The organism is Pseudomonas sp. R62, assembly GCF_000257605.1.
GTDB lineage: Bacteria > Pseudomonadota > Gammaproteobacteria > Pseudomonadales > Pseudomonadaceae > Aquipseudomonas > Aquipseudomonas atacamensis.
The window spans coordinates 779,704-787,398 of sequence record NZ_JH635998.1; the positions used below are offsets into that span (position 1 = coordinate 779,704).

Annotated in this window: 4 protein-coding genes, 2 tRNA genes and 1 pseudogene; 6 read left to right on the top strand and 1 reads right to left on the bottom strand. The window is 60.7% G+C overall.

What is annotated here, in order from left to right:
* On the top strand, positions 1 to 1,249 hold a 1,249-nt coding region (proS, locus tag OQK_RS04975), incomplete at its 5' end, for a proline--tRNA ligase (RefSeq protein ID WP_038860582.1).
* 17 nt (positions 1,250 to 1,266) lie between these two features.
* Complete coding sequence (locus tag OQK_RS04980) at positions 1,267 to 2,220, top strand: hypothetical protein (protein WP_016771393.1); 954 nt, start codon at positions 1,267 to 1,269, stop codon at positions 2,218 to 2,220.
* Between the two features lie 126 nt (positions 2,221 to 2,346).
* Here OQK_RS04980 and dinB read toward each other — a convergent pair whose 3' ends face one another.
* A complete protein-coding gene (gene dinB, locus OQK_RS04985; RefSeq protein WP_038861106.1) occupies positions 2,347 to 3,408 on the bottom strand; it encodes a DNA polymerase IV in 1,062 nt (353 codons plus the stop codon).
* Between the two features lie 279 nt (positions 3,409 to 3,687).
* On the opposite strand from dinB, the gene OQK_RS04990 reads away from it, so the two are divergent.
* The 4 genes and pseudogenes from OQK_RS04990 to OQK_RS05005 all read left to right on the top strand — a co-directional run.
* A tRNA-Met gene (locus tag OQK_RS04990) sits at positions 3,688 to 3,764 on the top strand.
* Between the two features lie 217 nt (positions 3,765 to 3,981).
* Positions 3,982 to 4,058: transfer RNA gene (locus OQK_RS04995), tRNA-Met, on the top strand.
* Between the two features lie 279 nt (positions 4,059 to 4,337).
* Entirely contained in the window at positions 4,338 to 6,977 is a 2,640-nt protein-coding gene (gene mprF, locus OQK_RS05000) for a bifunctional lysylphosphatidylglycerol flippase/synthetase MprF (protein ID WP_016771395.1), read from the top strand.
* Positions 6,977 to 7,695: pseudogene (locus OQK_RS05005) on the top strand (virulence factor family protein); the annotation flags it as partial. The gene mprF and the pseudogene OQK_RS05005, both read left to right, overlap by 1 nt.

A 7,695-nucleotide genomic window follows, 5' to 3' on the forward strand; every position in this document is an offset into this window, starting at 1 on the left:
CATGAAGGACGCCTACTCCTTCCACGCTGATCAGGCGTCGCTGCAGATCACTTATGACCGCATGCATGAAGCCTACTGCAACATCTTCACGCGTCTGGGTCTGAAATTCCGTCCGGTAGAAGCCGACAACGGCTCGATCGGCGGCGCCGGCTCCCACGAATTCCACGTGCTAGCCGAGTCCGGCGAAGACGATATCGTCTTCAGCAACGGTTCCGACTACGCGGCGAACATCGAAAAAGCCGAAGCGGTGCCTCGGGAAACCTCGCGCCCTGCGCCAACCGAAGAACTGCGCTTGGTCGATACGCCTGACACCAAGACCATCGCGGCGCTGGTGGAAAAATTCAATCTGCCGATTGAAAAGACCATCAAGACCCTGATCGTCCACGCCGAAGAAGAAGGCAAGCTGATCGCGCTGGTGATTCGTGGCGACCACGAACTGAACGAAATCAAGGCTGCCAACCAGCCTGGCGTGGCCAGCCCGCTGGTGATGGCCTCCGATGCCGAACTGCGTGACGCGATCGGCGCCGGCGCTGGTTCGCTCGGCCCGCTGAACCTGCCACTGCCGATCATCATCGACCGCTCGGTCGCGATGATGAGCGACTTCGGCATTGGCGCGAACATCGACGACAAGCACTACTTCGGCGTGAACTGGGAGCGCGATCTGCCGGTTCCGACCGTTGCCGACCTGCGCAACGTCGTCGCTGGCGACCCAAGCCCGGACGGCAAAGGCACGCTGGAAATCAAGCGCGGCATCGAAGTCGGCCACATCTTCCAGCTGGGCAACAAGTACAGCAAGGCGATGAAGTGCGAAGTGCTGGGCGAAAACGGCAAGCCGGTGACCCTGGAAATGGGTTGCTACGGCATCGGCGTATCGCGCGTGGTGGCTGCTGCCATCGAGCAGAACAACGACGCCAACGGCATTATCTGGAGCGACACCCTGGCGCCATTCCAGATCGCGCTGGTACCGCTGCGCTATGAAACCGAGCAGGTGCGCGAAGCCACTGACAAGCTCTATGCCGAACTGACGGCGGCCGGCTTCGAAGTGCTGCTGGACGATCGCGACAAGAAAACCAGCCCGGGCATCAAGTTTGCGGACATGGAGCTGATCGGCATTCCCCACCGGATCGTGGTCAGCGACCGCGGCCTCGCCGAAGGCAACCTGGAATACAAGAGTCGTTCCGAAGCAGAGGCGCAAGCACTGCCGGTGGCCGATGTTGTGTCCTTCCTTCAGGCCCGTATCCGCCGCTGAAACCAGATAGAGACGTCATGTTCAAGCGAAACACCTTAGGCCTCGGTGGCGCCGCCCTGTGCGGCGCCCTGCTGGTCAGCGGCTGCGCCAATCACATGTCGCAACGCAGCGAGCACGAAGAGCGGGTCGAGCGAAAGTTGCTCGATCACAGCCTGCAGATCGATGTCGGCGAGCCCAAGGTGCTCGAGCTGCCGCAGCGACGCGTGAAGATCAACGAGCAAAAGACTTTCGAAGTCACCGAGTTCGAGGTCACCCGTCGTTACGACCGCTACACGCCTTACCAACCCTGGCGCGAAGTCTATGAGATTCCGCTGGGCGCGGTGGCCGTGGTCGGTGGTGTCGGTGCCAACGTGGTCAACGTGTTTGCCCTCGGCAACCTGCCGGACAGCGTCACCAAGGATTGGCTGAGCTACGGTTTCGCCGGGCTCAACCCGTTCATGAACGTGCAGTCCAACGGTCGCGCGCAGCAGAACCTCGCGGGCATCGACGAAGTCCAGCGCGACAAGCGCACGGAGTATTCGAGCCTGCCGTGGAGCGAACGACCGGTGCAGGTCAAGGCCGGCAAGCAGACATTCGACATGACCACCGACCGCAACGGCGTGCTGCGCTTGAATCTGCTCGACAGCCCTTTCGCCGAACATGACCTCAACCATGTTGGCCGCTTGCAGATCAGTGTCGAAGACGCCAAGGACGATGTGCATTCCGATTCGACCCTGATGCTCAGCGGCCACCTGCGCGGCAAGTTGATTGAGGCGCACGGGCTGATTTACGACGATCTGGAAGATGACGAGGTGAGCCAGTGGGTACACCGGGTCAAACGCCTGTCGGAGCTGGGCCTGGAAGAAGAAGCCAGCGAACTGGAACAAAGCCTGATCGAACTGACCCGCAATGATCCTGAGTTGCAGACTGAGTTTCTCAAGTCTCTGGCCAAGGATGCCGGGCGTTTAGTGGCTGATCCGGGACCGAATTAAAAGCTAAAGGCATCGCGGGCAAGCCCGCTCCCACAGGGTTTATGGGTGTTCACACAATATGTGTTTCACCATCGATCAATGTGGGAGCGGGCTTGCCCGCGATGACTATCTGAATACGCCGCAAATCTACCGCTCAAACAACTCCATCTGCTCAAACCCGCCCCGCAGATCCTCCAGCCTCACCCCCACCCCTAACAACCGCACCGGTTTGCCGCCGCGATTGAACGCCTGCGTCAGCATCAACTGGTAACTGCCAAGGTCCCGCCCTGCCCCGGCCTGTTCCAGCGTGGTCTGGGTGAAATCATGAAATTTGACTTTGACGAACGGCTTGCCCGGTCGATAACTGCTGTCGATCCGCGCCATGCGGGTTTTCAGGGTATCGAGCAACTCGGGCAATTTTTCCAGGCAGCTGCGCAAGTCCGGCAGATCAACGTCGTAGGTGTTTTCCACGCTGATCGACTGACGCCGGCTGTCGTTGTGCACCAGCCGGTCATCGATTCCACGGGCGAGATTCCACAAGCGCTCGCCGAAACTGCCGAATTCGCGCACCAGCGCCAGCCTGCCCCACTCGCGCAGGTGCTGGCAGTCAACGATGCCAAGCTTGCCGAGCTTGTCGGCGGTGACCTTGCCGACGCCGTGCAGCTTGCTCACCGGCAGACCACTGACGAACTCTTCGACCTGATCCGGGGTGATCACGAACAAACCGTTGGGTTTTTTCCAGTCGCTGGCGATCTTCGCCAGAAACTTGTTCGGCGCAACGCCTGCGGAAACGGTGATGTGCAACTGATTGGAGACCCGGCGACGAATGTCCTGAGCGATGCGCGTGGCGCTGCCGCCGAAGTGCGCGCTGTCCGACACATCGAGGTAGGCCTCGTCCAGCGAAAGCGGCTCGATCAGGTCGGTGTAGTCGGCAAAGATCGTATGAATCTCCTTTGACGCTTCGCGATAAGCCTCCATGCGCGGCTTGACGATGGTCAGATCCGGGCACAGCTTTAATGCGTGCCCGGAGGCCATCGCCGAGCGCACACCATAGGCGCGCGCTTCATAGTTGCAGGTGGCGATCACCCCGCGCCGATCCGCCGAACCACCCACCGCCAACGGCTTGCCGGCCAGACGCGGATCATCGCGCATCTCGATGGCGGCGTAGAAACAGTCACAGTCGATGTGGATGATTTTTCGCTGGGTCATGTCGGAAAAAGACAACGTGGCAAGCCGGAGCGGCAGTATCTCATTGGCACCTGTATATAGCACCAGTGGTTGAAGGTTCTTTTCCGACCGTAGGAGATTTCCGCTGAATTTATTTTTTCAATCACAGATCAACGGGCAATAGAGCTGAAAGCCTTGCACCACCTGCCCTGTGCGCCGGTCGCCCGCCCGAAAAAGACGCTAAGCGCTTGAACCTCAACAGATTTATCCAGATCGACGGTTGACACATTCGCGAACCTCTGTAGAATGCCGCCACACAGACGCGGGATGGAGCAGTCTGGTAGCTCGTCGGGCTCATAACCCGAAGGTCGTCGGTTCAAATCCGGCTCCCGCAACCAAACATCAGAAAAGGCTACTCGAAAGAGTGGCCTTTTTTGTGCGCGTCTGTTTTGCGAACGGGCGCCCTGCTCAATCGCTAGCGAAACGGCAATTCGTTGCATTTCCGAAACTTACGCATCACCTGCGACCGTTTGCCGCGATTTCGCAGTTATTTGGCCCATTCCGGGATTAGCGGTTGACACCTCGTCGTTCGCCTGTAGAATGCCGCCACACAGACGCGGGATGGAGCAGTCTGGTAGCTCGTCGGGCTCATAACCCGAAGGTCGTCGGTTCAAATCCGGCTCCCGCAACCAAACATCAAAAAAGGCTACTCGAAAGAGTGGCCTTTTTTGTATCTGTTGAAAAAGTCCTTTCGCAACAATGATCTGTCACTGTGCAGTGAACCGCTGGGGATCATCAGAACCACTGACTTGCGACTATGCTTGAGTCGCAGACAGGGTATCTGCAATCCAGGAACTGCCCTCGCCGATGCCCGACGAGAGGCGTAGTATTTTGTGATTATTTTTTTCTACAGGGATTGGTAACTTGGCTGGATACCTCCATCCTGTCGCGCACAATCCAAGAGGTGATTGATGCGCGCCAACTCGTCTGATCCACAAGACATCGTTACAGCAGAACAACCGATCAAACCCGAGCGTTTGCGCTGGCTGGATCGATTAAGCAAATACCGTCAGCCGATCGGTCTGGCCGTCACGTTGCTGCTGTTTGCCATTGCCCTGATTGCCTGCCGCCATCTGCTCGCCGAGCTCGATCTCGACGCGCTGCATGACTCGATTCTCGACGTGCCGAAACCGGCCCTGCTCGGCGCCATCGGTGCGACCGTGGTCGGTTTCATCATTCTGCTCGGCTATGAATGGTCGGCCAGCCGCTACGCTGGCGTGAAACTGCCGCCGCGCACGCTCGCCCTCGGCGGTTTCACTGCATTTGCGATTGGCAATGCCATTGGTCTGTCGCTGCTGTCCGGCGGCTCGGTTCGTTATCGTTTATATGCGCGACTGGGCGTCGGTGCGTCGGAAGTTGCGCACATGACGCTATTTGCCAGCCTCTCGCTGGGCTGCGCCTTGCCGCCACTGGCAGCGCTGGCCACCCTGAGCAACCTGCCCGCCGCCTCGCAAGCGCTGGGACTGTCCGAAGTCTTGCTCGGCTCGGTCGCCGCTGCCGTACTGATCCTCGGTGCAGTGCTGGCGATCGGCATCTATCGCCGTCGTCTGCCGGAACAACCCTACCCCGACAATTTGCTGGTTCGTGCCGGGCGGCGCACCCTGCGTCTGCCGGGTCGGCGCCTGACGTTCCTGCAACTGGTGATCACCGCTCTCGATGTCGCGGCTGCCGCCACCGTTCTCTATTTATTGCTACCGGAAGCGCCGCCGTTTGCGCCGTTCCTGCTGGTGTATCTGCTGGCACTCGCCGCCGGTGTCCTCAGTCATGTACCTGGCGGCGTCGGTGTATTCGAAGCAATTCTGCTCGCCGCATTTGCCGACAAGCTTGGCGCCGCGCCGCTGGCAGCCGCACTGCTGCTGTATCGCCTGATCTACGTGGTGCTGCCGCTGCTGGTCGCTTGCGTATTGCTGCTGATCAACGAAGGCCAGCGCCTGTTCCAATCCCAGACCATGCGCGCGGCGTCCGGTCTGGCCGCGCCGGTTCTGGCGGTGCTGGTGTTTCTGTCTGGCGTGGTGCTGCTGTTTTCCGGCGCCACACCGGAAATCGACACGCGTCTGGAACACATCGGTTTTCTGATCCCGCATCGCCTGGTCGATGCGTCGCACTTTGGCGCCAGCCTGATCGGCGTCCTCTGTCTGTTACTCGCGCAGGGCCTGCGCCGACGCCTGTCGGCGGCGTGGATGCTGACCACCATTCTGCTGCTGGTCGGCGCCCTGCTCTCGCTACTCAAAGGCTTCGACTGGGAAGAAGCCACGCTGATGACGTTTACGGCCGCGCTGCTCGGCGTGTTCCGCCGCTCCTTCTATCGCCCGAGCCGTTTGACCGAACTGCCGTTTTCGCCGCTGTATCTGGTCGCCAGTCTCTGCGTGCTGGGCGCTTCGGCCTGGTTGCTGCTGTTTGCCTATCAGGACGTGCCCTACAGCCATCAATTGTGGTGGCAGTTCACCCTCGACGCTGATGCGCCGCGTGGCCTGCGCTCGCTGCTCGGTGCGGCGGTGTTGCTGGTGATCATCTCGCTGACCTGGTTGCTGCGCACCGCGCGCCCGGTGATTCATTTGCCGACGCCGGACGAACTGGATCGCGCGGCGAAAATCCTCATGGCCTCGTCGCAACCCGACGGCGGCCTCGCGCTGACCGGTGACAAGGCGTTGCTGTTTCATCCCAACGACGAGGCGTTCCTGATGTACGCCCGCCGTGGCCGCAGTCTGGTGGCGCTGTACGACCCGATCGGGCCGAGCCAGCAACGTGCGGAAATGATCTGGCAGTTCCGCGACCTCTGCGACATTCATCACACCCGTCCCGTGTTCTATCAAGTACGCGCGGAGAATTTGCCGTATTACATGGACATCGGCCTGACTGCGATCAAGCTCGGCGAAGAAGCCCGGGTCGATCTGCTGCGCTTCGATCTGGAAGCCAAGGGCAAGGAGATGAAGGATCTGCGCTACACCTGGAACCGTGGCACCCGCGATGGACTGTCGCTGGAAATCCATGAGCCGGGCCAGGCGCCGATGGACGAGCTGAAGGTGATTTCCGATGCCTGGCTGACGGGCAAGAACGTGCGTGAGAAAGGCTTCTCCCTCGGCCGTTTCAGCGACGACTACCTGAAGCATTTCCGCATTGCGGTGATTCGCTTCGAAGGCCGCCCGGTAGCGTTCGCCAATCTGCTCGAGACCTACAGCCACGATCTGGCCAGTCTCGACCTGATGCGCGCGCACCCGGAAGCGCCCAAGCTGACCATGGAATTCATGATGGTCGGCCTGATTCAACACTATAAGAGTCACGGATACGCGCGCTTCAGCCTGGGCATGGTGCCGTTGTCGGGGCTGCAACCCCGGCGCGGCGCACCGCTGACCCAGCGCCTGGGCTCGATGGTCTTCCGCCGTGGTGAGCAGCTGTACAACTTCCAAGGCTTGCGCCGCTTCAAAGACAAGTTCCAGCCTGACTGGGAACCCCGTTATATGGCCGTGCCCGCCGGACTCGATCCGCTCGTGGCGCTGGCCGACACTGCTGCCCTGATCGCGGGCGGCTTGACTGGATTGGTGAAACGCTGATGATTCAACGCTCCCTGAAGTACATCCTGGCCGCCCTGCTGGTGCTGGCCGTGATTGCCGGCGGCGGTTACTGGTACCTCAAACGTCCGGCACCGGAACCGACCGTCGAACAACTGAAACCCGCCGATGGCACAGCCATGACCCGCGTGATCCCCGGCAACAAGCCGAAGGCTCAGGTGCTGGTGGCCGTCACCGACGAACAGAAGCTTTCCGAGAAACAACTGACCACCCTCAGCCGCAGCGCTTCGGCGCAAATCGTCCAGGTGATCCTGCCCAAGGACTGCCTGCTGCAAAGCCGCGCCCTGCAATCGGGCCTGCGCGAACTGAACGGCCCGGCCACCCTGGTCAGCGGTATCGGCCCGGGCGCTGTACTGGCGTGGCGCTGGCTGGCGGAACAGAAAAACGACAAGGCCCAGGCCATCTCCGTTGATCTGGCTCTGGAAAAACCCGGCTGCACCCACCTGTTGCCGAAATCCGCCGCCCACGGCCACTGGCTGGTGGCGTGGAACGACAACCCGGACGACGCCAGCGCAGGCTTTGTGCGCGATCAGCCGAACGCCGAAACCAGCATCAGCGACTACGACATCAACCTGCCGCAAGTGCTGAACAACGAACTGCGCAAAATCCTCGTCGGCGGCGACAAGGCCAACGGCGGCCTGGCGATCCCGGTCGTGGAAGTGCCGGCCGGCCAGGCCAACGACACCGTGACCCTGTTCCT

Excerpts from the sequence above, each read along its gene's own strand:
- dinB (WP_038861106.1), bottom strand. The coding sequence starts at position 3,408 with ATGACCCAGCGAAAAATCATCCACATCGACTGTGACTGTTTCTACGCC.
- OQK_RS04980 (WP_016771393.1), top strand. The coding sequence starts at position 1,267 with ATGTTCAAGCGAAACACCTTAGGCCTCGGTGGCGCCGCCCTGTGCGGC.
- mprF (WP_016771395.1), top strand. The coding sequence starts at position 4,338 with ATGCGCGCCAACTCGTCTGATCCACAAGACATCGTTACAGCAGAACAA.